Source organism: Amazonocrinis nigriterrae CENA67 (genome assembly GCF_016056305.1).
GTDB classification, from domain to species: Bacteria; Cyanobacteriota; Cyanobacteriia; order Cyanobacteriales; family Nostocaceae; genus Amazonocrinis; species Amazonocrinis nigriterrae.
In genome coordinates this window covers 16,862-42,097 of sequence record NZ_JAECZC010000037.1, presented here as the reverse complement: position 1 = coordinate 42,097, position 25,236 = coordinate 16,862, and the positions used below count along the sequence as shown (strand labels likewise).

The 25,236-nt window shown below is 41.2% G+C and carries 16 protein-coding genes and 1 pseudogene; 10 read left to right on the top strand and 7 right to left on the bottom strand.

The genetic code is table 11. The features are described from left to right. The 3 genes from I8748_RS18680 (at position 1) to I8748_RS18670 (ending at position 4,043) form a co-directional block, all read left to right on the top strand. The gene (locus I8748_RS18680) at positions 1–552 is read left to right on the top strand and encodes a DUF948 domain-containing protein (RefSeq protein WP_198126067.1); all 552 of its coding nucleotides are present in this window, start codon (positions 1–3) and stop codon (positions 550–552) included. 675 nt (positions 553–1,227) lie between these two features. Next, positions 1,228–2,685, top strand: coding sequence for an efflux RND transporter periplasmic adaptor subunit (locus tag I8748_RS18675; RefSeq protein ID WP_198126066.1), 1,458 nt, complete (start codon positions 1,228–1,230; stop codon positions 2,683–2,685). A gap of 140 nt (positions 2,686–2,825) precedes the next feature. Beyond that, on the top strand, positions 2,826–4,043 hold the full coding sequence (locus I8748_RS18670) for an ABC transporter permease (RefSeq protein ID WP_198126065.1): 1,218 nt from the start codon (positions 2,826–2,828) through the stop codon (positions 4,041–4,043). Positions 4,044–4,176: 133 nt separating this feature from the next. Here I8748_RS18670 and I8748_RS36075 read toward each other — a convergent pair whose 3' ends face one another. Further along, positions 4,177–4,326: a DUF4351 domain-containing protein gene (locus tag I8748_RS36075; protein WP_318781243.1), complete on the bottom strand. Its 150-nt coding sequence runs from the start codon at positions 4,324–4,326 to the stop codon at positions 4,177–4,179. Between the two features lie 781 nt (positions 4,327–5,107). Here I8748_RS36075 and I8748_RS18660 point away from each other — a divergent pair. Continuing rightward, positions 5,108–5,818 carry an ABC transporter ATP-binding protein gene (locus tag I8748_RS18660; RefSeq protein ID WP_214662651.1) on the top strand — a complete coding sequence of 237 codons (711 nt, stop codon included), beginning with the start codon at positions 5,108–5,110 and terminating at the stop codon, positions 5,816–5,818. Between the two features lie 58 nt (positions 5,819–5,876). Here the strand turns inward: I8748_RS18660 and I8748_RS18655 are convergent, their stop codons facing one another. Next, positions 5,877–7,280, bottom strand: a complete 1,404-nt coding sequence (locus I8748_RS18655; RefSeq protein ID WP_198126064.1) for a hypothetical protein — start codon at positions 7,278–7,280, stop codon at positions 5,877–5,879. Positions 7,281–7,631: 351 nt separating this feature from the next. Then, entirely contained in the window at positions 7,632–8,039 is a 408-nt protein-coding gene (locus I8748_RS18650) for a hypothetical protein (protein WP_198126063.1), read from the bottom strand. Between the two features lie 832 nt (positions 8,040–8,871). On the opposite strand from I8748_RS18650, the gene I8748_RS18645 reads away from it, so the two are divergent. The 4 genes from I8748_RS18645 (at position 8,872) to I8748_RS18630 (ending at position 16,803) form a co-directional block, all read left to right on the top strand. After that, the gene (locus I8748_RS18645; protein WP_198126062.1) at positions 8,872–10,590 is read left to right on the top strand and encodes a diflavin flavoprotein; all 1,719 of its coding nucleotides are present in this window, start codon (positions 8,872–8,874) and stop codon (positions 10,588–10,590) included. Between the two features lie 286 nt (positions 10,591–10,876). Continuing rightward, complete coding sequence (locus tag I8748_RS18640) at positions 10,877–12,589, top strand: diflavin flavoprotein (RefSeq protein ID WP_225896466.1); 1,713 nt, start codon at positions 10,877–10,879, stop codon at positions 12,587–12,589. Between the two features lie 368 nt (positions 12,590–12,957). Continuing rightward, positions 12,958–13,200, top strand: coding sequence for a hypothetical protein (locus I8748_RS18635; protein WP_318781242.1), 243 nt, complete (start codon positions 12,958–12,960; stop codon positions 13,198–13,200). A gap of 972 nt (positions 13,201–14,172) precedes the next feature. Next, the gene (locus I8748_RS18630; protein WP_198126060.1) at positions 14,173–16,803 is read left to right on the top strand and encodes a DNA polymerase III subunit alpha; all 2,631 of its coding nucleotides are present in this window, start codon (positions 14,173–14,175) and stop codon (positions 16,801–16,803) included. A gap of 209 nt (positions 16,804–17,012) precedes the next feature. Here I8748_RS18630 and I8748_RS18625 read toward each other — a convergent pair whose 3' ends face one another. Next, positions 17,013–20,177, bottom strand: a complete 3,165-nt coding sequence (locus I8748_RS18625) for a HEAT repeat domain-containing protein (protein ID WP_198126059.1) — start codon at positions 20,175–20,177, stop codon at positions 17,013–17,015. Between the two features lie 338 nt (positions 20,178–20,515). Between I8748_RS18625 and I8748_RS18620 the strand changes: the two are divergent. Continuing rightward, positions 20,516–21,151: pseudogene (locus I8748_RS18620) on the top strand (sulfurtransferase); the annotation flags it as partial. Between the two features lie 273 nt (positions 21,152–21,424). Then, the gene (locus I8748_RS18615) at positions 21,425–22,195 is read left to right on the top strand and encodes a DsbA family protein (protein ID WP_198126058.1); all 771 of its coding nucleotides are present in this window, start codon (positions 21,425–21,427) and stop codon (positions 22,193–22,195) included. A gap of 64 nt (positions 22,196–22,259) precedes the next feature. Here the strand turns inward: I8748_RS18615 and I8748_RS18610 are convergent, their stop codons facing one another. The 3 genes from I8748_RS18610 to I8748_RS18600 all read right to left on the bottom strand — a co-directional run bounded on the left by I8748_RS18610 (position 22,260) and on the right by I8748_RS18600 (position 25,129). Further along, positions 22,260–22,631 (bottom strand): hypothetical protein, encoded by a 372-nt coding sequence (locus I8748_RS18610; RefSeq protein ID WP_096551615.1) that lies wholly within the window; start codon positions 22,629–22,631, stop codon positions 22,260–22,262. 320 nt (positions 22,632–22,951) lie between these two features. After that, positions 22,952–24,118, bottom strand: coding sequence for a glycosyltransferase family 4 protein (locus I8748_RS18605; RefSeq protein WP_198126057.1), 1,167 nt, complete (start codon positions 24,116–24,118; stop codon positions 22,952–22,954). 9 nt (positions 24,119–24,127) lie between these two features. Then, positions 24,128–25,129: a GDP-mannose 4,6-dehydratase gene (locus I8748_RS18600; RefSeq protein ID WP_198126056.1), complete on the bottom strand. Its 1,002-nt coding sequence runs from the start codon at positions 25,127–25,129 to the stop codon at positions 24,128–24,130. Positions 25,130–25,236: the final 107 nt, after the last annotated feature.

Below are 25,236 nucleotides of genomic sequence, written 5' to 3'. Positions count from 1 at the left end.
GTGATTGATCCCCTGTTTTGGCTGGGACTATCCATACTTTTAGTCGCTACCAGTCTGACTGCTGTTTTGGTGGCGGCTATACCAGCTTTGCAGGAGTTAGCACGCGCAGCCCGCAGTGCAGAAAAGCTATTTGATACACTTTCACGAGAGTTGCCACCTACTCTCAATGCCATCCGCACGACTGGTTTGGAAATCACTGATTTAACTGATGATGTGAGCGAAGGTGTCAAAAGCGCTACTCAAGTCGTGAAACAAGTTGACCAAAGTCTGGATGGTGCTAAAAAACAAGCTCAAAATCTGCAAGTAGGCACACGCAGCATTTTTGTAGGCGTTAAAACTGCTTGGAAAACCTTTATACGCCAAAAACCTGCAAGGCGAACAGTTGAACGTCTGCCAATTAATGAAACAACACCGCTGACGTTGCGAGAACGAGAAGCATTGAGGCCAGAGAATCGCCGTACCAAAGCCGAACCTTACCCCACCGATGATGCTTACAATGAGGTTTCTAATTGGGAAACTAACGAAGATTGGTATAACCAAAATGGGGAATAGGGAATAGGGAATTGGTGAGCCAGCGCGGTCTTGGGGGTTTCCCCCATGAGCGACTGGCGAACCCGAAGGGGAATTGGAAAAAAGTTTTTAGTGAGTTAGTGCAGTGAGGTAGCCCTCCTCAGCGTTAGTGTTAGCGAGGAACGAGCGTCACCTAGAGGGTTAGTGGCTCTAGTTGTTGTGTTGAGCGCTATTGGCGGTGACTATAAAGCAAGAGTATACTTTACTAGGACTTACGCCAAACTGCACGTAGGGGCAATTCATGAATTATCCATACGTGATAATAAGGGTTTTGGCTATTGTTTGGGTGAGTCTTCTTTATATTGAATTGCGCCCAACTACATATAAATGACCAATAACAAGGGATGACTCTTTAAAGTCAAGATGCAACTTTTATGCATACTGGCTTAGTAAAGTCACCCATTTAGGTGAAGCATACGAAATTATTGGTAGTTATCATGAAGTAAAATTAAGCAACGATTAAGTTACACATTCGTCTAGTTGCTCAAAGATAAACATTTAATCCAAAAATTACTTTCAACTCTCAAATCCCGTACTTGCCATCCCAATAAAAGTTCAATACGGTTCAAATTAGCCTTTTTTCTCCTCTTGTCCCGAAAAAACTGTATTGAGTTCAAAGCTACTGAAGCGCAAAGCAATATTTATAGGTTGCTATTTATGTTTTCGCAGATAGAAATTCCCATTATTGGTAAAGTTAAACATCCACTAAACTGGCTACTTGGGCTGATGGCGGCAAGTACTTTGATTGTTGGTACAACGATCGCTTACAACTTGGTGAATCGTGGAAAAGGTGAAGATATTTCGCAACTCACCATTCCTGTGGAAGCAAAAAATGTCACTTTGCGGATTACTGCTAGTGGTAAAGTAGTACCAGTGCAAACTGTGAATATTAGTCCCAAAAATCCGGGTGTACTGGGGCAATTATATGTAGAACAGGGCGATCGCGTGCAGCAGGGACAAATTATTGCTCGTATGGATGTGGGCGATATTGAAGCACAAATCCGTCAGTACCGCGCCAACTTAGCACAATCCCAAGCCCAGCTAGATGAAGCCCGTGCTGGAAATCGCCCCCAAGAAATTGACCAAGCCAAAGCCAGATTAGCACAGGCGCAAGCACAGCTATCTCAAGCCCGTGCAGGTAATCGTTCCCAAGAAATTGAACAAGCTCAAGCGCAGGTGCAGTCAGCCCAAGCACAGGTAAATTTGACCCAAGCACGAGTTACTCGATATCGGGAACTCACACGCCAAGGAGCAACTTCTCAAGATCAGCTTGATCAATACATTAGCGAAGACCAAAGAGCAAAAGCTAGTTTAGCAGAAGCACAAAAACGTTTATCACTGTTAGAAAGTGGTACTCGTAGTGAAGAAATTGCTGCTAAAGAAGCAGCTGTCACCGAAGCTAGGGCAGCATTAGTATTGTTGGAAAATGGCAGTCGTCCAGAGGAAATTGCCCAACGTCAAGCAGCGGTGAAAGCAGCTCAAGCCCAACTGGCGGCGGCAGAAGTCAAGCTACAAGATACAGTAATTCGCGCTCCCTTTAGTGGAATTGTCACGCAAAAATATGCAAATATTGGTGCATTTGTCACTCCCACAACTTCTGCTTCTAGTAATGCATCGGCAACTTCCAGTTCAATTGTGGCAGTAGCACGGGGTTTAGAAGTGCTAGCCCAAGTCCCAGAAGCCGATATTGGCAGAATTCAACAAGGACAGCAAGTAGAAATTGTCGCTGATGCCTATCCAGATCAGGTTTTTAAAGGACATGTACGCTTGATTGCCCCTGAAGCAGTGTTAGAACAAGGTGTGACATCCTTCCAAGTGCGGGTTGCCCTTGATACTGGTATAGATAAATTGCGTTCTGGTTTAAATGTGGATTTGACCTTCATAGGCGATCGCGTCAATGATGCTTTGGTGTTACCGACTGTGACAATTGTGACAGAGAATGGTAAAACGGGCGTACTCGTACCAGATAAGAATAATAAACCCCAGTTTCATGAAATCACAGTAGGCGCACAAATCCAAGACCAAACTCAGATTTTAGAAGGAATTAAACAAGGCGATCGCGTATTTGTGAATCCACCGAAGGAGTACAAAATCGAGAAGCAAAAGCAACAATGAGGGAGAAGGGGAGCAGGGGTGCAGGGGAGATGGGGAGCAGGGGAGATGGGGAGCAGAGGAGATGGGGGATAAAAACAACTGACAACTGACAACTGACAACTGACAACTGACAACTGACAACTGACAAATGACAAATTGGCATGAATTTCTTAGAAAGTGTGAAAATGGCGGGTAAAACCCTGCTGTCGAATAAGTTGCGTAGTGCCCTCACCATGTTAGGTATCGTTATTGGTAATGCCTCAGTGATTGCCATGATTGGCATTGGCGAAGGTGGGCAAAGGTACGTCACTCAACAGTTGCAATCTTTGGGGCCAAATGTGCTATTTATTATTCCAGGTAATCGGGAAACTCAACGCATCACCAGAGATTTGCCGAAAACATTGGTGTTAGAAGATGCTAAAGCGATCGCAACTCAAGTCCCAACTGTAGCAGCAGTCACGGCAGAATTGAACAGTAGGCAGGTGGTTACTTACCGTAATAAAAATACTAATGTAAATATCGTAGGTACAACTCCCACCTTTTTGATCGTGCGGGATTTTGAAATTGACAAAGGGCGGTTTTTTACCGAGGTAGATAGTAAGCGTAGCAACCAAGTTGTTGTGCTGGGTGCGAAATTAACAGAAAGACTTTTTGGTAATAGTAATCCTATAGGGCAACAGTTGCGGATCAAAGATGCCAGTTTCCAAGTGATTGGAGTGTTGGCAGCCAAAGGTTCAAATTTAGGTGTTGATTATGATGATGCGGCTTTGATGCCGATTATGACAACTGCCAACAGAATTGTCGGGCGGACTTCTCCCTATGGACTAGAGTTAAGTTATATTACCGTTTCCGCTAAGAATGCCGATAGTGTGGATGCAGCACAGTTTCAAATGACCAATTTGCTACGCTTGCGGCACAAACTCAGCGGAGAAGATGATTTCACTATCAACTCTCAAAAAGATGCTTTGCAAACAGTTGGTCAAATCACAGGTGCATTGACAATTATGTTAGCTGCGATCGCAGGCATATCGCTTTTTGTCGGTGGCATTGGTATTATGAATATCATGCTGGTTTCCGTCACCGAACGTACCCAAGAAATCGGATTGCGAAAGGCAATAGGAGCAACAGAGCAAGATATTTTGTTACAGTTCATCATTGAAGCAGTGATTGTTTCAGCAATTGGCGGCTTAGTGGGAACGGCTGTAGGTGTTAGTGGCATTTTCTTAGTAGCAGCTTTGACTCCCTTAGAAGCAGGAATTTCTCCTATTGCCATTGCTATGGCCGTTGGTGTTTCCGGCGGTATCGGTTTATTCTTTGGTGTCGTCCCTGCGCGTCGTGCTGCTAAACTTGACCCGATTGTAGCGTTAAGAAGCGCTTAGTAATTCGTAATTCGTAATTCGTAATTTGTAATTCGTAATTACAGTCAGACCAGTAAAGTGTGTTACAGCTTTCGCCCTAACGCACCGTGTCTCCTAGCAGTGCGTTAGGCGCTTTGAGCTAATATATTTTTACTTAATTTTTTGAATTTGGTTGATATCGGGAGATATTCGTTAAATAATTGACTAAATCACTTTGACTAGTGAAATCTAACAGCGCTTCAGCTAAATCTTCGAGTTGAGTGATGGATAAAGTGCTTATTTGTTGTTCTATCTGAGGTTGGATGTCACCAAGGCGGCGTACTAGCTGACGTAAAATTAGTGCTTGCGCCTCCTGTTTCTTTGTAAATTACAGATTCCTGCATAATTTCCTCTCTAAACAACTGTTGAATCAAATTTTGGTCAAACCGTAAACCAGCCAGAACCTGTACACAAGCTGATATATTCTGTCGGACGAACTGATATCTGAAAATCAAACACAATTATCTGGCTTAAAAAGCTTGATGGGGAAAATACCCAAAAAAAGCTTTGATTACACCAGATGCTTACAGGATTTGTAAATCCACCACACAGCCATTACTACTAATATTATTAACTACAGAACTTGTTTAGAGAAAATTCAAACTATTTGTAGTGGTAATAGTCCTCAATCATGTCAAGATTTTCTAAATAAAGACTGTCAAAAATGGCAACAACAAATCCAAACAGATATTAACTATCTGACACCTGGTCAAGAATTATTTGTACAGCTAGTTGATACAATTAGAGGTATAGTAGAAACAGAACAAACCGAGAGCGATCACTCCTTAAACAATACCATCCAAATAATAGGTATCGGCTTTGGTGGCGGTGCAATTATCTCCGGCGTTATTGTCCAACACATCGACAAAATCAACCAACCCGTAACAATCTCTTTACACAACCCACCACACCCATTTTACGCATCTTTAATTTTAAGTATCATTGCTACCGTGAGTTTTATCAGCTTAGGTTTCTGGATAACTCGCAAATATAATAAATGATGACTGACCACTGACAACTGACCACTGACAACTAACAACTAACAAATGACAAAAATTATTCGTTTAGAAAATATCTTTAAAGTTTACGGCAGTGGTGAAACCGAAGTCAAAGCACTCAACGACGTGAATTTGATTATTCACGAAGGTGAATATTGTTCAATTATGGGGCCTTCTGGTTCGGGTAAATCTACAGCCATGAATATTATCGGTTGTCTAGACCGTCCCAGTGACGGACATTATTATCTAGATAACATCGATGTGGCACAAATGAACGATAAAGATTTGGCACATATTCGTAATAAGAAATTGGGGTTTGTGTTTCAACAATTCCATTTGTTACCCCAACTCACAGCCTTAGAAAACGTGATGTTGCCAATGGTATATGCTGATGTTAACCCAGCAGAGAGACGCGATCGCGCAAGGGAAGCTTTAATCAAAGTCGGTTTAGAAAAGCGCCTCAACAACAAACCAACGCAACTATCAGGAGGACAACAACAAAGGGTAGCGATCGCCCGTGCCATTGTCAACCGTCCTGTCGTCCTCTTAGCCGATGAACCCACCGGCGCCCTTGATTCTCGCACAACTCAAGAAGTATTAGATATCTTCGGCGAACTTAATGCTAGTGGAATCACGGTTATCATGGTTACTCATGAACCAGAAGTTGCTCGTCAAACCCAGCGCATAGTTTGGTTCCGCGATGGTCAAGTAGTACATTCAAACTTGACTCCAGCCGACTTGAACCACTTAGCCGCATAACAAAATCACTAATACTAATTCGTACTACACCCTACACCCCACCCCCTTCTTGTTGGCATTATTTTCTACTATCTTCTATCTGCAAACCATACCAGCCATACCAATGACGCACCGCTAACCAAATAGCGGAAAGTAAACCTGCGACGCTGAGAGTCAAACCGCTAAACGGTACTAATAATCCCAAAACTGGTAATACTGCACCAGCGATGGTACAAACGATCGCAGCCAAAGAAGCACTGCGAGTTAACCCCAACCCCCAACTCAAGGTTAGCAACACAAGCGAAATCATTGTCCAAGCTAACTCTGCATTCATGAAGCGGCTTAGATAAGTTAAAGTCAACAAACAAGCAAAGAAAATACTACCAGCGATCGCGACATTTTTCAAACTCATTGGTAGGGATAAATATAACAATAATATCCACCACAAAAAGATTGCTGGTGCTAACAATAAAAGACGAGGAATAATGCCAGTATTACGAATGGGATTAGTGTTAGTAAATACGCCAAAGGGATTTTTCACCGAAACATTATCATTAAATATCCAAGTAAATTGAGTGCTACGTCTATCAGTTTTAATCTCATTCGGTACAATCCCACTAGCAAAATCAACAGAACTAAAATTAGCAATTGCTGTGAGGCGAAAGTTAGATAACAATTGTCCTGCGGTACTGTAAACCCAACGCGGCCCTCCTCTGGCTTCATAGGTAACGCGAAAGGTAGTTTCTTCCCCTGGTTGTAGCTGGAAGGAAAAGCTATAATTTCCTGGATTAATTGGTTCTAAACGAGTGCGATCGCGTTCTACTTTATAGTTAGCAAGTAGTGAGTAGCCGTTAGGTATTGGTGCTTCAAAGAAAAAACTATTAATATCTTTGAGTCGGTTGACAAATTTGTAATCAGCACCATAATCTACCTTATAAACTGCACTGCGACCTTGAACATCTGTGTTTTGGTCAAGCTTTACCTGAACTTGCGACCCAGCTAGTGGCAGAAAGCGGTTAACCTGTTGCGTATCACTTACCCTAACTATCTTGCCGTTAACTTGAGTATTATAAGTAATCGGTTCCTTGGTAACATAGCGTATTTGAGGCGCAATTTGTTCTAGTTTGTCCCCAGCTACACTTTGAACAACTTGCGCCACCTTTGTCTGTTCCCAGTAGTGATAGCGATTGCTTAAAGTTGAACAAAGAAAAAATCCCACCACCAACAGAACTAATACCAAAGTTAAATGTTGCAAACCTTGTAATAGTTGAGAGTAGCGAATAGCCCACTCGCCTAGAAAAATTGCTTCTTCTTGTTGGTGGCGACGAAAGGCAAAACTGACAACAGCGATCGCTACTCCCAAAGCTAAGATTAAAAAGACTAATAATAGAGAAGCTTTGAGTACATGGTTTCCAAACTGAATTAGTTCTGTTGGATGTGTTAAATCGGGCAATCCCGGAACACCCTGAGTAGAAAAAAACATTAGTGGTTTATGACAGAATTTGGAGAATCAGACCGATAAAATCTCACAAAAGTTTCTGCAAATATGTCAGTTGTCAGTGGTCAGTGGTCAGTTGTCAGTGGTCATATCATGTCCGCTCAATTACCCTTAATATCCGCGCTTACCCCACCCCGCCAAAGCGATGCTTTGTCTCCCCTCCCCTTACCAAGGGGAGGGGTTGGGGGTGGGGTGTTTTTATTATGGGCAATTTGCCGGACATGATATCAGTGGTCAGTGGTCATTAGTTATTCTCTCCCTCATCTTTCCATCCCCAATGACGCCATTTGATCCACTTGGGGAGACCCCAAGACCGCAATGGCTCCCCAATTCCCCTTACTTACTACGACTGTCTCCTGCTTGGCAAACAATCTCCATAGAGTTACTCTCAGGAGTACCACGCTTGAGGACAATCTCTCGCTTGGCTTTATCATCACGGATCAATTTGCCAGCCGAGTTGTAAAAAGAAAATCTTTTGGAAAACAACCGATGCTGAACACAAGAAGCACTCAGAGTTGTTTGTGCTGTACCATCTCCATCCTTGCGTAAGAGTGTATACTCGCTTCCTTTAACCGATGCCAAATCAAGTATAATTGGCTCGCCATTAATATCAGAGCCTACTTGAATATAAAGATTGGTATTAGTTGTTTGAGCGATCGCTGTTCTACCAAATGAAAGATTGATGGCTATACCTACACCTGCGGTAAACACCGAGACTACACTAGCGAATTTATTTAAAAACATAAAGTTTAAACATTGAGAAACTATATATTCTTTTTATTCATACAAAGTTAACTTGTGGTGCGGTAAAACTACTAAAAATTTTGTTAATCAAGATACAATTAAAAATATTAATACTAGTAATTATGTTGAAAAATTAAAAATATAAAATTACTGATATTTAGGTTTTTACGTAACTCAACCAAATTTCTAACCAGATACTAGCTTGCTAATGTTAGTAATTTGAAAAATAATTGCAACAGTTAAAGTGCTAAAAAGCTTATATAGCAATTATTTCAGAATCTAAAATGGTATGAAATAGAAAACTCCAGAGCTTGCTTGGCAAGCTCTGGAGGAGAGGATTCAATCATGGTTTATAAATCTATTGTTCCCAAAATTTATAATTAAATTCACAGGGTTTCTACTGAGAATAATGATGCGATTATTCTAGTTAATAAGTAAAAATATCTCAATTCATCTATATAAAGCAATTGATTTTATACCAAATTAGGAAATGTATATCCTACGGTATCACACACCCCACAAAATTAAATAGAGGTACAGTGGTAGGTAAATTATGCTTTTTGTTACGAAAAGCTTGTCAAATAAAATAAGTTATGTATGATATGTTTGGGATTTTAAATTATGCCAAGAAATATCAAAAATTAAAAAGTGTTACTTAGAGATAAAGTAAATTTTAGGAGATTTTTCGAGTTAAAAACAATGCTAAAAAATAGCAATAATTGATACAAGTTGAATTTTCCGAAATATATTCTTCATTACAACTTTAAAAAAGATTTATAGGCACAATGGGGGCAGAGAAACAATACTGTTTATTTGCGCTCGGAGACGAATAATGGTAGCGATCGCAGAGAACGTTCAGCATCGGCTAACTATACAGACTGTAGAAATTGCCCCTAACACCACAGCGATTCGCTCTCTTGACTGGGATCGCGATCGCTTCGATATCGAATTCGGACTGCAAAACGGTACGACTTACAATTCATATCTAATTAGGGGCGAACAAACAGTTTTGATTGATACTTCTCACCAGAAGTTTCGTCAGCTGTATCTGGACACACTGAAAGGACTTGTAAACCCTAAGACTATTGATTACATTATTGTCAGCCATACAGAACCAGACCATAGCGGCTTAGTAGAAGATGTGCTGCAATTGGCACCGAGAGCTACTGTTTTAGCTTCAAAAATTGCACTGCAATTTTTGGAAGGTTTGGTACATGATCCATTTTCTAAGCGGATTGTGAAAAGTGGCGATCGCATCAACATTGGTAAAGGACACGAAATCGAATTCGTGAGTGCGCCTAACCTGCACTGGCCAGACACCATCTTTAGTTATGATCGCAAAACCCAAACCCTCTTCACCTGCGACGCCTTTGGGATGCACTTCTGTGACGAACGCACCTTTGACGAAGACTTAGAGGCGATCGAAGCTGACTTTAGATTTTACTATGACTGTCTCATGGGCCCCAACGCTCGTTCTCTCTTGAATGCCATGAAGAGAATGAACGAACTGGGCAAGATTAACATTATTGCTAACGGTCACGGCCCGCTGTTGCACCATCATTTAGATGTGCTAACTGAGTGTTATCAAAGTTGGAGTCACAGACAAGCAAAGGCAGAGACCACTGTCGGCTTGTTTTATGTTTCCGAATACGGGTATGCTGATCAGCTAGCTATGGCCATAGCTGAAGGCATCCAAAAAACTGGTGTCGCCACAGAAGTTATCGACCTCAGTACCGCTGGTATACAAGAAATCCAAGAACTAGCAGGTAGAGCATCTGGTTTAATTATCGGAATGCCCCCAAGTACTGCTATTGCTGCTCAAGCTGGTATTAGTTCACTACTAGCCGTGGCCAAGAACAAACAAGTAGTTGGCTTGTTTGAATCTTACGGCGGCGATGATGAACCTATTGATACCTTGCGGCGCAAATTTATCGATTTAGGTGTGAAAGAAGCCTTTGGAGCGATTCGCATTAAAGATGTACCCTCCGACGCCACCTATCAGTTGTGCGAAGAAGCCGGTACAGACTTAGGACAATTGTTGGTCAAAGAACGCAACATCAAGCAGATCAAATCTCTTGATGTCAACATGGAAAAAGCTTTGGGACGGATTAGCAGCGGACTATATATTGTTACTACCAAAAAAGGTAATGTGTCAGGTGCCATGCTAGCTTCGTGGGTATCGCAAGCGAGTTTGCAACCATTAGGATTTACGATTGCCGTAGCCAAAGACCGCGCCATTGATTCCATGATGCAAATAGGCGATCGCTTCGTCCTCAACGTCCTGGAAGAAGGAAATTATCAAGAACTGAAGAAGCAATTCCTCAAACGCTTGCGTCCTGGTGCAGACCGCTTTGCTGGCGTCAAAACCCGCACCGCCAAAAACGGTTCACCGATTTTGACAGACGCTTTAGCATACATGGAATGTGAAGTACAAAGCAGCATAGAGTGCAGCGACCACTGGATTTTATACTGCACCGTCGATGAAGGTCGTGTATCCAAACCCGATGCATTCACAGCCGTTCGCCACCGCAAAGTAGGAAATTACTACTAATTGGGAATGGGGAATGGGGAATTGGTCAGTTGTCAGTGGTCAGTGGTCAGTTGTCATTAGTTATTCTCCCATCTCCCCTGCTCCTCTGCTTCCTCTGCTCCCCTGTGCCCCTAATCCCCACTCCCTTTCGGTCGTGGGGGCCCCAAGTTCCCCTGCTCCCCTGCACCCACGCCGCCAGCAACCCATGAGCCTCCTAAACACCCTGACTGGCTTGATTCAATCTGCTAAAAACTGGGCGCACTCTACCCGGTTTTTCCATTTTTTTTCCACACTTAACCGTAAATCTATGATCGATTCCAAACCCCGTGACGTACAAGTTCTTCCCATTGCTACAAACACTAAAATCCTCAGAGCGCGTAGTTGGTCACGTCTGCGGTTTGAAATTGAATATGCATTAGAAAGAGGTACTACCGCCAATTGCTATTTAATAGCAGGTGATAAAACCGCAATTATTGACCCGCCTGGTGAAAGCTTCAGCAGCATTTATCTGGAAGCATTGCAAGAGACTATCAACTTGAAAAAGTTGGATTATGTGATCGTGGGTCATTTTAGCCCCAACCGCGTGCCAACTATCAAGGCGATTTTAGAATTAGCACCACACATTACCTTTGTCTGTTCTGTTCTGACTGCTACTCATTTACGTGCAGTTTTCCCAGATGACGCTTTAAATATCTTAACGATGCGTGGGAAAGAAACTCTAGATTTGGGTAAGGGTCATGTTTTAAAATTCTTGCCTATTCCCAGTCCTCGCTGGCCGGAAGCACTTTGTACCTACGACCAACAAACCCAAATTCTCTACACAGATAAGTTATTTGGAACTCATATCTGTGGCGATGAAGTATTTGATGATAACTGGGAAGCATTTAAGGAAGACCAACGTTATTACTATAATTGTCTGATGGCTCCCCAAGCTCCCCATGTGGAAGCAGCTTTGGAGAAGATATCAGATTTACAGGTGAGAATGTATGCTGTCGGTCACGGGCCTTTGGTGCGTACTGGCTTACTTGAACTGACCAAAGCTTACGGTGAATGGAGTCGTTCTCAAAGAGACAGAGAGATTTCTGTAGCGTTACTTTATGCCTCAGCTTATGGTAACACAGCAACTTTAGCTCAAGCGATCGCTCTCGGACTAACCAAAGGAGGAGTCGCAGTTCAATCAATCAACTGCGAATTTGCTACACCTGATGAAATCCAAGCTGCGGTAGAAAAATCAGATGGCTTTATCATCGGTTCTCCTACCATCGGTGGTCATGCACCTACCCCCATTCATACAGCTTTGGGTATCGTTCTGAAAGTAGGCGATAACAATAAAGTTGCAGGCGTTTTCGGTTCCTATGGCTGGAGTGGCGAAGCCTTTGATTTAATTGAAGGTAAACTTAGAGATGCTGGCTATCGGTTTGGGTTTGAAACTCTCAAAGTCAAGTTTAAACCCGATGATGTCACTCTCAAGTTCTGCGAAGAAGTTGGTACAGACTTTGCCCAAGGACTGAAAAAAGCTAGAAAAGTACGGGTACCACAACAAGCCGCTACACCCACAGAACAAGCTGTCGGTCGGATTGTTGGTTCAATTTGCGTGATTACAGCTAAGCAAGGAGATGTTTCTACAGGGATGTTAGGCGCTTGGGTATCTCAAGCAACCTTTAATCCACCAGGTTTAACAGTTGCGATCGCTAAAGACCGAGCAATAGAATCTCTCATGTATCCAGGTGGTAAATTTGCCCTCAACATCTTAGCTGAAGGCAGTCATTCCGAATACATGAAGCACTTCCGCAAGAGTTTTGCGCCAGGCGAAGACAGATTTGCCAACTTTAGCACCACAGTTGCCGAAAATGGCTGCACAGTTCTCACCGACGCTTTAGCTTATGTTGAATGTTCGGTCAGTCAACGCATGGAATGCGGCGACCACTGGGTAGTATATGCAACTGTTGACAACGGTAAATTAATCCAACCTGATGCTGTCACTGCTATCAACCATCGCAAAACCGGGACGCATTATTAAAAGGCTCTAACGACCAGGGTTTAGCAACAGATACCTTGTAGGGGCGTACAGCTGTACACCCCTACAGTCTGTGTCGCAAAGATGATTGAAAAATGATAAGTCTTTAACCGGACACGATATTACGCCCACCATAAAATACGTTAAAAAATTTCAAAATAGCCGAAACCCTTACCACTGAAAACTGACAACTGAAAACTGACCCCTGACAACCTTGACGATTTAACTTAATTTGTGCCAACCTACTGAGGAACTTTTAGTCTATCTTTTGGTCTAGCCCGAATGTGGTAGAAAAGTTCAAGTGAGATTCCGCAATTGTCACCAAGACAATTGAATAAATATCATGTCATCTTGAACTAGAAAATCAGTATGTGGCAATTCTCACACAAAATGCCAACTACTGCCACAACGCTTTTATATTACTTGTTCCTCCTATGACCGCACAAAACAACAAAATTAAATTCCCTATTTGGCAGTATCTTAACCAACCCTTGTTTAGCCGCGATTCTAAATTAGAGTTGAATCCCCGGCGCTTTGCCCACGGCTGGCGAATTCAACTTCTTAAACGGTGTTGGACTAAAGAATGTGATGCTAAAGGGCCTCAACAATATTAAAAAACATTAAAAAGTGCTGCACTCACTTAAAGTTTGCAATCTCAGCCTCGTCCATATAACGTGGCTTTTAACGTTTTGTTTATGGCTGTCATTAGTCCTTTGTCCTTTGTAAATACAAATGACTAATGACCAATGATAAGGAACGACCACATCACATTAATTGCAGTGCAGCAAACATCTACAAATTAGTTTACATTCATCCACAAAGCTATATATTAGACCTCTTACAAAAGTTTTTGTACGTCGTCAAGCATAATAAATTTTTATAAGTGTGACTTCAGGCGTTAGTACTTTTGCAAGAAGTTTAATGCAGACATCATGACCTGACTTTTCACGGAAAGTACTGAAACCCTCATCAAGACTGGGGGTAGGGTGTGGCTTTTATGGGAACTGAAGAAAGTCTCACTACACCCCACACCCTCTAACTACTGAAGTAGTAGCCTGCCAAAAAGATTTTGACAGGCACAGGGATTGGGTAAGGGGAAAAGGGGCGGATGTTTTTAATTTCTTTCCCTTTCCCCTTTTCCCTTTCCCCGGTCTCCAAGAGTCAAAATTTGCGTGGTGAACTAGTAGGCTTTAGCTATTAGTTGAGAAATAAATGACCGAGGGGGTAACTCAGCCAACAGTTCAGCTATTTTTAGCTTCAGAAGACTCGCGCAACGCTTGCACTAATGACGCAAGGCGCTAAGACGGTAACTACCTCGCCAAAATCCGTCTTGAAAAGTTTGCTCAACGGGGGGAACTCCCCTCCGGGTTCGGGGGTTCGCAATCGACGGGAACCGCCAAGACTGCGACCCCCTCACCGCACGCAACTTTTCGCAAAATCCCATAACTCATGCTGATGTAACTATTCAAACATCAGTTGCGGAAGTGAAATTTTCCCAAACGAGTTAATCTAAGATCCCGTTGCCTTATAAAATCCTGCTCAAAAGGATGTCCTAGGATAGAGTTGGCTTGTGGTTGGAGAAGCATATGTCCTTTGTGCCATTACATATTCATAGTGACTACAGTTTGCTTGATGGGGCAAGTCAGCTGCCAGATTTGGTCGATCGCGCGATCGCACTGGGGATAAAAGCGATCGCCCTCACAGATCATGGTGTCATGTATGGCGCTGTGGAACTGATCAAAATTTGCCGCAGTAAAAATATTAAGCCAATTATTGGCAATGAAATGTATATTATCAACGGCGATATCGAAAAACAAGAACGCCGACCCCGTTATCATCAAGTTGTTTTAGCTAAAAATACAAAAGGTTATAAAAATTTAGTTAAGTTAACCACTATTTCTCACCTTAAAGGTGTACAAGGCAAAGGTATTTTTTCTCGTCCTTGTATTAATAAAGAATTATTAAAAGAATATCATGAAGGTTTAATTGTCACTAGTGCTTGTTTAGGTGGAGAAATTCCCCAAGCAATTCTCAGCGGCAGACCAGACGCAGCCCGTAAAGTTGCTCAATGGTACAAAGATGTGTTTGGTGATGATTTTTATTTAGAAATTCAAGACCACGGTTCTCAAGAAGACCGCATTGTTAATGTTGAAATTGTCAAAATTGCCCAAGAACTAAATATTAAATTTGTCGCTACCAATGACTCTCATTTTATTTCTTGCTTTGACGTAGAAGCACACGATGCTTTGCTATGTATTCAAACAGGCAAATTAATTAGTGAAGAGAATCGGATGCGTTACAGTGGTACTGAATATCTCAAATCTGCTGAAGAAATGAGGATGCTATTTCGTGATCATTTGCCAGATGATGTCATAGCTGAAGCTATAGCTACTACTGAAGAAGTTGCCGATAAAGTTGAGCCTTACCAAATTATGGGTGAGCCTCGCATTCCTAACTATCCGATTCCTTCTGGTCATACTGCTGATACTTATGTGGAAGAAGTGGCTTGGCAAGGACTTTTAGAAAGATTAAATCGTAAATCCCGTAATGAAGTTGATCAAGTCTACAAAGACAGATTGGAATATGAATTAAAAATGCTGCAACAGATGGGTTTTTCCACATACTTTTTAGTTGTGTGGGACTACATCAAGTTTGCTAGAGATAACAATATTCCTGTGGGCCCAGGTCGCGGTTCAGCGGCTGGTTCATTGGTTGCCTATGCCATGCGAATTACCAACATTGATCCAGTGCATCATGGGCTATTATTTGAGCGTTTTTTAAACCCCGAACGGAAATCTATGCCTGATATTGACACAGATTTCTGCATTGAAAAACGGGATCAAGTTATTGATTATGTCACTGAAAAATACGGTGCTGATAGGGTAGCTCAAATCATTACCTTTAACCGTCTAACTTCCAAAGCTGTTTTAAAAGATGTCGCCAGAGTATTAAATATCCCCTACGGGGATGCCGACAAAATGGCAAAATTAATTCCTGTAGTGAGGGGTAAACCCACCAAACTCAAGGTGATGATTTCTGCTGAAACTCCAGAACCAGAGTTTAAAGAAAAATATGATAATGACCCCAAAGTTCGCCATTGGGTTGATATGGCAATGCGAATTGAAGGGACTAACAAAACCTTTGGTGTTCATGCAGCGGGTGTGGTGATTTCTGCCGATCCCTTAGATGAAATTGTACCATTACAAAGAAATAATGACGGCTCTGTGATTACCCAGTATTTCATGGAAGACTTGGAATCAATGGGCTTGTTAAAGATGGATTTTTTGGGTTTGCGAAATCTCACATTGATTCAAAAAACCATTGAATTGATTGAACAAACCAATGGCTATCGTCTCGACCCAGATGAAATTCCACGTCAGGAAAGAAAAGCGCAGAGGATATTAGCCAAAGGTGAACATAGCACTTTACCAAAAGATGTACATAAATCCTATGAACTTTTAGAAGCTGGTGAATTAGAAGGGATATTTCAGTTAGAATCTTCAGGAATGCGTCAAATAGTGCGAGATTTGAAGCCTTCTAATATTGAAGATATTTCTTCAATTTTGGCACTTTATCGACCAGGGCCATTAGATGCAGGCTTAATTCCGAAATTTATTAACCGGAAGCATGGGCGAGAAGCTATAGAATATGAAACTTCAATTTTAGAACCAATATTGAATGAAACCTACGGAATTATGGTCTATCAAGAGCAAATCATGAAAATTGCTCAAGATATGGCTGGCTATTCTCTAGGACAAGCTGACTTGCTGCGTCGCGCTATGGGTAAAAAGAAAGTTTCCGAAATGCAAAAGCAGCAGGAAAAGTTTATTGATGGTGCGACTAAAAACGGCGTTAGAAAGCAAATAGCTGAGAAATTATTTGACGATATGTTAAAGTTCGCCGAATATTGCTTAAGCTATGATACCGAAGTTTTGACGGTTGAATATGGATTTATTCCTATAGGTGAAATTGTAGAAAAACGTATTGAATGTAGTGTGTACAGCGTTGATAGTAATGGCAATGTTTACACGCAACCAATTGCACAGTGGCATCATCGCGGTAAACAAGAAGTTTTTGAATATTGTTTGGAAGATGGTTCAATAATTCGGGCAACAAAAGACCATAAATTTATGACTACTGATGGTCAAATGCTGCGAATTGATGAAATATTTGAAAGGGGTTTGGATTTGTTACAAGTTAAGGGTTTACCGGAATAGAATTGTATTAGTTCAGAAAATGCGATCGCACTCATACTTGTAAATATAACTACAATTAAATAAACGCGATCGCCAAGCTTTTAAGTTACTCTTCATCCAAGTCGAAAAGTACTTGTAAATCAGCTTCTGGCATCAGCCGACGCAATACCACTAACTAACTGAACCGTATTGCCTGATGGCATAGCCTGAAAAAAATTAGCCAACAATTTCTATTCGGGTTTAGTCCAAGCTCTAATTACTTCAATTACAATACCAGCAGGAGCAAATAACACTTTTACAGTTTCAATACCTGCTGCGGTTATCACTCTTTGCAAACGTACTTTGAGGGGTGGACAACGTTTAATGGCTTGGTCAATAATTTGCGCGTCTTTGAGTACTGGATGTTTCTCAACAGCTTTATCAACAATTAATTGAGCTTCGATTGGTGTTGGTTTAGTCTGCTCTATTTGCTCAAGCAATTGCTGAAGTACTTTTTCTACTTCAGCAATATTTTGTGTTGATGGATAATTATTTTGAGTGCCAATCATATCACCTTCAAAATTTCCAGCAATATTGCCGCCAGTAATAGGGGCATGAAAATTCATTTGTACTTTAGGAGTTTCTGACATAGTTTTGAGAGTTTGTTTAATTAGCTCTAGATTATCGTGTATAGGGTCTTTTGGTTTCTCTTCTTCAGATGGAGGAGAATAAAAAATTGCATAATTATAAAACTTGCAAAGCTTTTGAATTACTAAAATCATATCTTTTTGATTAGTTGCAAGTTCTGGCATTAGGGTTAATAGTACCTCCCATATCTGGTATAGCAGTTCACATTTTATCAAATCATTATTTGATGATATTTTTGAATTTAAATGGATAGATAAATCTTTCCACTTATTCATTAAATTAGAGTTACTGAGAATACATTGTAGACAGTCATTACAAATTTGAGCTAACTTGTTTGCGGCAGTTTCAGAAACAAACGTGTTTTCATAATCATATAAAGAATTATATATATTTTGTAATACCTCCTTTACTAAAGAGTTGCGGATAGAAATTAATCCCTCTTTTGCCGTTGAGCAAATATCTGATTGTTCATCATCTAAGGCTTTTATCAAGGCAGGAATTGCCGTATCGCCACCAATTTTACCTAATGCTTCAATCACCTTCAGACGAACTTCTGATTCTTGATCATCAAAAGCTCCTATCAAAGCGGTAACCGCAGTTTTGTTGCCAATTTTACCTAATGCTTCAGCTGCCTTTAAACGCACAAAATATTTTTCATCATTCAGCGCTTTAATTAAAGTAGAAACTGCCTTGTCACTACCAATTTTGCCTAAGGCTTCAACTACCCTAGAACGTACAAAAGGCTTTTCATCACTTACTGCTTCAATCAATGCAGAAATCGCTTCAATACTTCCAAGCTCTCCTAATGCTTTTATTGCCATAGAACGCACAAAACAATTTTCATCTTTGACAGCTTCTATTAAAGCTACAACTTCCATCTCTGAGCCAATATTCCCTAATGCGAAGGCTGCATGATAGCGGACACGAAAATCTTGATTATTTAATGCTTGTAATAAAAATGAAATAACTCGATTAAAGACTATTTCACCTAATATCTTATTGGCTTGATAATTTCTTCCTTTTAAATAATAATCATAACCTTTTGGACTGATCAGTATTTGATTTTTTAACAAAATCAATAGTTTATCAATTGCTGTATCCGATAAAGTAATACTTTCTAACTCGTAAACAATATTGTGATACAGATAATCTTTGTAGTCATCTTCGTACTTTTCAGCCTCCCCTAAGCTAGAAATATACTCATCTTCCAATTGAATAATTGTAGACATTGCCTCATCATAGCCGACATATGCTAAAGCCTCAGCAACAATATAATCATTTTTATAATCTTGACTATTCCATGCTTTGAGCAATGATGGAAGTGCTTTTTCAGAACCTGTTAAACCTAAAAGATAAAATTTGAGTTCCTGGGAAGTATTTAACCCCAAAACTAAGTCCACCGTTTTCTCCTGAAACTCCTTCCTTGCTTCCCCCGCCAGCCTTGCCCCTAACATCAAATCTACTTCCAAAGCTAAGTTTACTATTTGTACAGTTTGCGTTTCATTGTCTACCAACGCTAACATCAGCGCTAGGGGTTCTGTCCACTTCAAATAATTCAGATAATCGCGTTTCAACCTTTCCTCACTAATCTTAGGAAGCAGTTTCAGCAGCTTTTCAGCAGCGTAGTATTCCTGAAGCAACTGGTGGCGAAACTCAATTTGATCATCTGTTCGCAGTTGAATCAGGTGATACCTAAGCAAATCTTCCAACCAGCGCCTTGCACAATCATCAGCATGGGCTACTTTGCCCTGCAAAAATTCTGTCAAAACATTCCTAGCTTGCTGTTTGGAAATAGATAGTCGAAACTCTGTAGGACTATCATCTTGCATCATCACAAATGCTAGATGCTGCAATAACTCAGACTGCCAATTTCGTAAACCTTCAGAAATTGGAACATCTCTCTTGAGTTTGTCATACTCTCCAGAGAACCAACGAAACAGCGAACCCAAGCTAGTCGGGATTTGTTTGCTGTAGTCAAATACCTCACACAGCATCCACAGTAACAGTGGGGTTTCTCCCAACTCTCGCAAACGCCCACCCAACCGCCGCAGCATCTCGTCACCCACCTCTGGCAAATAAGCCCGGACAAACTGCTGCATCTGCCCTTCCGTCAGGGGTTGCATTTCCAGCTTTTTCTCAATGCCTAAATCAACCCCTAAATCCCTGGTGGTGAAAATCATTGGTGTGACTCGGCGAAATGTCTGCCGAAATCCAGCTAAATCTCGTCTTGCCTCTTCATTAGGCAATTCATTCAACCCATCAATAAGTAACAATAACCGCCCTGTAAACAGCAAATTTTCAATTTGTGTTTCACTAAGTAACAATTGATTTTCAATCAAAAAATCCTGAATGATACCCAAAACGGAAGTTTTATACCGTCGCAGTTGTACCAAAACAGGGATTTTGGCTTGCGAGTCTGTTTTGGCTTTTTCTGCTTCTTCCCACAATAGCCGTTTTAAAGCAGTCGATTTACCTGAACCTGGTTTTCCTTTTAATAAAACATGGTTAGCTGCATAGTTCCGTAACCCTTCGAGAACATTCAACCGTTCAATTTTTTCTCTTTCTAATGGTTGCCCTTGCCCTTGTGGTGGTTGTATAGTCTGCACCATCAACCCCAAGTCCAAACGTCTTCGGGATTTTTTCTGTTCAATTCGTTGACGGTCTAAGGCATCGATTGGTGTATAAAATTCCTGCCAATCTCTGTATGTGTCATCTACACAGAGAAATTGTATATATGCTTGAAAATCAATGCTTTTATCTTCAACCATGCCAGTGAATCGGCTGAGAATAGCTAAACGGTGTTTTCTATACTAACAAATAAAATTTTTCAGTGTTAACACTTCGACCTTTAATCTTACTTAATTTGGGTTTTTTAGTAAAAATAAAATTACCGTAGGGTGTGTTAGGCTCATATTTTTAGATGATTTGCCACGAAAAACATAATCAAAGCGCCTAACACGCCATATAAATGATGGTGCGTTAGGCTAAAGCCATAACACACCCTACCTGAAGATTTACTTTATAAAAATTTTCTTAATTTAGCTTAATTTATTTGTTGCTTTGATAACAAATATTAAAAAAAGTTTTTCCATAACACTCAACATTAGAGGTAGGAATATCTGGTACAGAAAAGTTAATTGTGTATGAAGATGCTTTAAATAAAGGTTACGGACAATCTTGTAGAGCAGCTTTTTTATTAAAGTATTTAGGCTGCACTCAGGTATCTGTTTTACAAGGAGGATATCAAGCTTGGCTAGCTGCTGGATTACCTACCACTAATGAAGTTCCTCAACCTGAAAGCAGCATATTTCGATTGCATCCTCAAGCTGATATGATGGTGACTACAACCGAGATGTTGGAAGCAATTAACAATCCAGAAATTATTAAATTAGATGTGCGCGATAGGGAAGAATGGCTTGGACTGAGTTCTTCTCCCTACAATCCTGATTTTTGTCCTCGTAAAGGTAGAATCCCTAACGCAGTATGGATAGAATGGCATCGTTTCATGAATTGTGATTCGGAAATTACCACGCTGCGATCGCCTGCCGAAATCCGAGAAATTTGTCAGTCAGTGGGTATTACTTCAGAGTCTATTGTGTATGTATACTGCTTTAAAGGTTCAAGGGCTGCTAATACATTAATAGCCCTTGAAGAGGCAGGAATTACTGCTAGAAATTATTTTGGTTCTTGGAATGAATGGTCGCGTGACTTTTCACTACCCATTGATAGTACAGTAAAATAATTCGTAATTGATAATACCCTTCAAGAAGCCGCTATTGCGTCTACGTAATTCGTAATTATTACTGTTTTTAGGTGCATTTGCCCTGCGCGATCGCAGCAGACAGGAATTGCTTCCTCGTTCTTCTTGGCTGCGGACATATTACATTTAATTACGCCTGCAAAGATACCTGTACAATTGCCACAATTTGTAAATCTATTTGATGAAAAATTTTACAACCTGGAATCTCTGATTTTTTCAGTAGTATAAAAATATTGAATTATTCAGTATTTTGATATGCGTCAATTCTTTGATCATCTACGTACTTGGCTAATATTGGGTTTAGTTTGTCTAGTCTTAGGCTGGTCACTTCCTGCACAAGCAGTCAGCGAAATTAATCCCCAACTAGAACAGCAAGTTTTACAAATTCTCCGCCAACACCCAGAGGTAATTCTCGAATCCGTCCAGGCTTACCAGCAGCAACAGCAACAGAAATTCAAGCAAGCACAACAGGCTTTTTTACAAGATTTAAACAATAATCCCCAAGTTGTAATTGGCAATTCTCCTACTATCGGCCCGGCTCAATCAAAAACAGTATTAATAGAATTCTCTGACTTTCAATGTCCCTACTGTGCTGAGGCGCATAAAACACTTAAGTCATTGCTAGCAAATCATCAGAATGATTTAATATTGGCTTATAAACATTTACCCTTAGCTGCTATTCATGCTGAGGCATTGCCAGCTGCACAAGCTGCTTGGGCGGCAAATCAGCAGGGTAAGTTCTGGGAATATCACGATGCTTTGTTTGCTAATCAAAAGCAACTGGGTGAAGATTTGTATTTAGATATTGCCAAAAAACTCAATTTGGATTTGCAAAAGTTTCAGCGCGATCGCCTGCTTGCAAATACTGCTATTGGGCAAGATATCCAACTAGCTCAAAAATTGGGGATTGCTGGCACACCCACCTTTGTAATGAATAGTAAAAATTTCTCTGGCGCGGTGCAACTATCAGATATTGAAAGTAAATTGGCTGAAAGTGAAAATAAGCAAATTCAGGTTCATGATTAGTACTTTAGTACTAATCATGAACCATAAAGAATATTTCTTAGCTACTCACTAACCGACAAACAGCTTAATCTTCCAGTGATTTGGCTGGTACTTCAATTGCCGTTACATCAATTGTGCCATCTGGCGTAAAACGCCGAAAATGACCATTTTGTACTAATATGCGCTCTCCGCAATTAGCGCACTGCAACTGGCTGTTATTTAAACCAGTGAATTCATATCCGCACACCGGACACTGGTCAGTAACCAAGTTGCGTTGCAGCCACCAGCGAAACCCAAAGAAAGCAATCACAGGTGCTAACAGCAGCAATCCAAAAATAATCAATAACGAATTTACCAACCAGCCCAAGCCCAATGATGCTAGTAACCAGAAAACTGCTAACACAGTGAGCCAAGGGCGAAGATTGACAAGATTTAGCTGAAAAGATTTAAGGCTCATTTTTTAAATATTGTCTTGCTCTCCCTCTAGGATAGCGAGTTTAGGGAGTAGTCAATAGTCAGTGATCACTAGTCAATAGTGAAGAAAGGGGAGATGAACGGAGATAATTGATGACTGATGAACGCCAGGAAAGCTCAAGTCGGGAAACCCGCTCATGCAACTGGCTCCTGATGACTGGGAGCAGGGGAGATGAAGGATGAGGGGATGGAGGAACAAGGTAAATAATTCTTTACTGCTGCCTCCAGCATAGCTTCCTCCTGCCTCCTACTTCTTAACAACTGACCACTGACCACTAACAACTGACAATTGCCTCTTTTGGACTATAAACTCTTGACTAGAGACAAAAGCTGTTTTTGGAAGGCATCCATACCAAAATTGGCGATCGCTTGCTCTCGTAACCACTGTCCATCACAACGTTGGTCATTACCTTTGAGGATTTCTATACAAGCTGCTGCTACTGCGTCGGGATTACGGTGGGGCACTCGCCATCCCAGCTTACCATCAGCCAAGGGGTCAGCTGAGCCATCGTTGTCACCGGATAGCACTGGTATCCCACAAGCCATCGCTTCTAAATAAACAATGCCAAAGCCTTCTTGAGAGGGCATAATATAAGCGTCTGCAAGGTGGTAGTGTGCCATTAGTTGTTCTGTGGGAACGAAACCAGCAAAAACAACGCGCGAACTCACACCTAAGTCTTTAGCTAGCTGGGCTAATCGCGGTTGATCATCGCCACGACCAATCACCAAATATTTCACTTCGGGGAAAACTTCAGCTATTTTGGGTAACGCCCGAATCGTCACATCGACACCTTTGTAGATGTCCCCTGACCACAGTCGCGCCACGGTCATTAACACCTTAGCGTCTGTTAAACCATACTTTTCGACTAAATCCGGTAGCTTAGACCCAGGAGTAAACTGATCTCCATCAATGGCACAAGGTAGCATTTTCACCTTGTTGGGGTCTAGATTATTAGCAACACAGGCGCGATCGCGGCTATAGTGACTAATTGTCCAAATTCCCGCTGCTGATATTAGGGCGCGGCGTTCTTGAGGTTTAAGTGGTTCCCAAACTTCTTTGCCGTAAGTTAAGACAGTGTAGGGAATCCCCAAAGGCTGGCAAAGGGTTTGTATTAGTACTGCTAGCTTGATGTGACCGCAAAAAACGTGCTGGGGGCGTTTTTGCAATAAATACTTGAGCAGAGCCACAGCCATTTTCACCCTGCCCATCTGAGGAGACTGATTTTGAAAGTAATTAAACTTTAAATCATCGCACTCGAAAGGATTAGAGCAATCAGAACTATCTCGTAGCACAAAGACTTCTGCTTGATAACCAGCACTTAACCCCAAATAGGCACGAAAAATATCCTTTACGTATGATTGAATACCACCTTCACGTACAAAAATTTCTAGAAACACGAACACATGGTTGACTTGTTTGCTAACATTAGCACTTGAAATTAGGGTTTCGTTGACTGTATCAATTAGCATTTATCTTTTTTATACTCCTACAGAGGATGCAGAAGCAGGTATCACTAAACCATTTTGCAACCGCTCCATATCTGTTTTTACCATTTTCTCTAAAAGTTCCTCAAAGCTGACTTGAGGTTCCCAACCCAGATTCTTTTTGGCTTTGCTTGGGTTGGCAACCAAGTGAAAATGTTCGTCTGCTCTTAATAAGTTAGTATTAATTACTACATATTTTTGCCAATCTAATCCCACACACTCGAAGGCTGTAGAAACTAATTCCCTAACACTGTGGAGTTTACCTGTACCAATTGCATATTCTTCCGGCTCATCAACCTGTAGCATTCGCCACATTGCCTCAACATAATCTCCAGCAAATCCCCAATCGCGTTTGGCATCCAAATTGCCCATTTCTAAGGTTTGAGTTAAACCCAATTTAATCGATGCAGCTGCTAAAGAAACTTTGCGAGTGACAAACTGAGGTGGACGTAAGGGAGACTCATGATTGTACAGAATTCCACTACAAGCAAATAAACCGTAGCGCTGCCGATGATGTACCATTGTCCAGTGGGCGTGTAACTTAGCGGCTGCATAGGGATTTTTCGGACGAAAGGGGGTTTCTTCATCTTGAGGAGAACATGATACATCCCCAAACATTTCAGAACTGCTGGCTTGATAAAACCGTGTAGATAAACCAGCCTGTCGCACTGCTTCTAATAGCCGAGTCGCAGTACCAGTGATTAAATCCAAAGTTCCTAAAGGGTCTTTCCAGGAATCAGGAACAAAACTAGGAGCAGCCAAATTGTAAATTTCTTGAGGACGCAGTTGTTCAACCGCAGTCAACAGCGCCTTACTGTCTCTCAAATCAACTGTGTAAATTTCCACCTGGGTTGCTAAGTTTCCCAGTTTTGCTAAATTCGGTTGTCGATGTGGCGAGACCAATCCCACAACTCGGTAACCTTGCTTGAGAAGCAGATGGCTGAGATAGTAGCCATCTTGACCAGTAATTCCTGTAATTAAGGCTGTCTTAGTCATATATTGTTCCCGATTTCCTCTATCTCTGTCAGCACTAAACGACTCTTATTGGAAAACACAAATTTCCTGGAGTCACCAAAGGTAGTAAGCTGTTCTAAATCAAAGTT